At 68.6% G+C, this 2,221-nt stretch carries 2 protein-coding genes; one reads left to right on the top strand and one right to left on the bottom strand.

Features of this window, described 5'->3' with window-relative positions; translation table 11 throughout:
- Nucleotides 1-97 precede the first annotated feature (97 nt).
- Complete coding sequence (locus tag ACFV9C_RS44745; RefSeq protein ID WP_380204270.1) at nucleotides 98-904, bottom strand: PhzF family phenazine biosynthesis protein; 807 nt, start codon at nucleotides 902-904, stop codon at nucleotides 98-100.
- Nucleotides 905-1,028: 124 nt separating this feature from the next.
- On the opposite strand from ACFV9C_RS44745, the gene ACFV9C_RS44740 reads away from it, so the two are divergent.
- Entirely contained in the window at nucleotides 1,029-2,102 is a 1,074-nt protein-coding gene (locus ACFV9C_RS44740) for a TIGR03118 family protein (protein ID WP_380204268.1), read from the top strand.
- Nucleotides 2,103-2,221 lie beyond the last annotated feature (119 nt).

Raw genomic sequence — 2,221 nt, 5'->3', positions numbered from 1 at the left:
ATCGGTCACCACCAGCACAGCCTTCGGCCGACCCGTCCTCGCCATCCAGCAACCCTACAACTTAAAACACGAATTCCTGACTCAGGACACTAGTACGTCAGACGTACAACTCGCCGTCGAGGACGGTGATCGCTTGGCCCTTGAGGTAGACGCGGTCGCCTGCCGGGACGACGTGGACGACGCCGCCGCGGGCGGAGGCCTGGTAGCCGACGAGTTTGTCGCGGCCGAGGCGTGCGGACCAGTACGGCGCGAGGCTGGTGTGGGCGCTCCCCGTCACCGGGTCCTCCGGGATCCCGCTCCCCGGCGCGAAGAAGCGTGACACGAAGTCGTACTCCGACCCCGCGGCCGTGACGATCACCCCGCGCAGCCGTCCCCGCTCGATGATCCCGGCCAGTACGTCGTAGTCCGGGACCACCGCCCGCACGGTCACCTCGTCCCGTACGACGACGAGGAGGTCTCGCAGTTCGCCGGTCACGTAGGTCTCGAGCGGCTCGGCCTGGATCGCGGCCGCCAGCCCGTCGGGCGCGGGTGTGGCGACAGGCCGGTTGACCGGGAAATCGAGCGTGATCCCGTCCGCCGAGACCGTCGCGGTCAGGATCCCGCTGAGGGTCGCGAACGCCACCTTGCCCGACACCTTGCCGTCCGCGGCCAGCGCGTGCGTGGTCGCGAGGGTCGCGTGGCCGCAGAGCCGCTCCTCGAGCGTCGGCGTGAACCAGCGCAGGTCCCAGTCCGCGTCCGCCCGCTCGGACGGGCGGACGAACGCGGTCTCGGCGTGGTTCAGCTCCGCGGCCACGCTCTGCATCCACGCCTCGTCCGGCCAGTCACCGGCTTCGAGTACGCAGACTCCGGCCGGGTTTCCGGTGAAAGCTCGTTCGGCGAAGGCGTCGACCACGCGGATCCTCATGCCCAGACGCTAGCGAGCCACGCCCGGACCGGACCATATCCACTTCCAGTACGAGTGGCCTTGAACCGGGCGCCGCCGCGGCACGTATCGAGAGCGTCCACATCCCGATCTAGGGGGAAGTGTCATGTCCTTGCGCGCACTCGCAGTTGCGACCGCGTTCGCCGGCAGCCTCGCACTGGCTGTGCCCACGACCGCCGACGCAACCGGTCCGTCGCACCATCTCGCCGTACGGCAGGTCAATCTCGTCTCCGACCAAGCCGGCAAAGCCGTACTCCAGGACCCTGACCTGGTGAATCCGTGGGGTCTCTCGCTCGGCGCCACCACCCCGTTGTGGGTGTCCAACAACGGTACGTCGACGTCGACGCTGTACTCGTCCGCGCCCGGCTCGGGCGCGATCGCGAAGTTGCCGGTCGAGCCGACGATTCCGTCGCCGACCGGGCAGGTGAACAACCCGGGCACCGGGTTCGTGCTCAGCAACGGCACCACCAGCGCCCCCGCCAACTTCATCTTCGCCAGCGAAGACGGCAAGATTGCGGCCTGGAGCCGGCTGGTCGATCTGCCGACCGGCCCGGCCGAGATCAAGGCCACGACGCCCGGCGCCAAGTACAAGGGCCTCGCGCTGGCCGAGAACCAGTTGTACGCCGCCAACTTCACGCAGCACCGGATCGACGTGTTCGACAGTTCGTTCATGCCGGTGAAGTTGCCGGCGTGGGCGTTCCGCGACCGGCACGTGCCGGCGTCGTACGGCCCGTTCAACGTGCAGGCGCTGGACGGCCGGATCTTCGTCTCGTACGCGAAGGTCAACGCGCAGACCGGCGACGAGATCGACGGCCGTGGGCGCGGCTTCGTCGACGAGTTCAGCACCGACGGCCGGTTGATCACCCGCGTCGCGACCCGCGGCTCGCTGAACGCGCCGTGGGGTATGGCGATGGCCCCGGCCGGCTGGGGTGCTCCGGCCGGAACGCTGCTGGTCGGCAACTTCGGCGACGGCCGGATCAACATCCTGGTCCCCAAGTCCCGGCACCGCTTCGAACCTGCCGGCCAGGTCCGCGACACGACCGGCAAACCGCTGGCGATCGACGGCCTCTGGGCACTCCTGCAGGGCACGCAAGCCACGGGCGGCACCGACGTCCTGTGGTTCTCCGCCGGCACCGACGGCGAATCCCATGGCCTCCTTGGCCAACTCCAACACCCCTAAAACCAAGGTTGGGGAGGATTTCGTGCGGCGAAATCAGGGGGTCGTCGCAACGTTTCGTAGGTCGTCGATGAGGAGGGTAGCGAAGATTTCGCGGGGGGTGTGGTAGCCGAGGCGTTTGC

Origin of the sequence: Kribbella sp. NPDC059898 (assembly GCF_042730855.1) — a bacterium.
Taxonomy (GTDB): Bacteria; Actinomycetota; Actinomycetes; order Propionibacteriales; family Kribbellaceae; genus Kribbella.
Note: the sequence above shows the minus strand (reverse complement) of the source record. Positions and strands in the feature narration are given on the sequence as shown.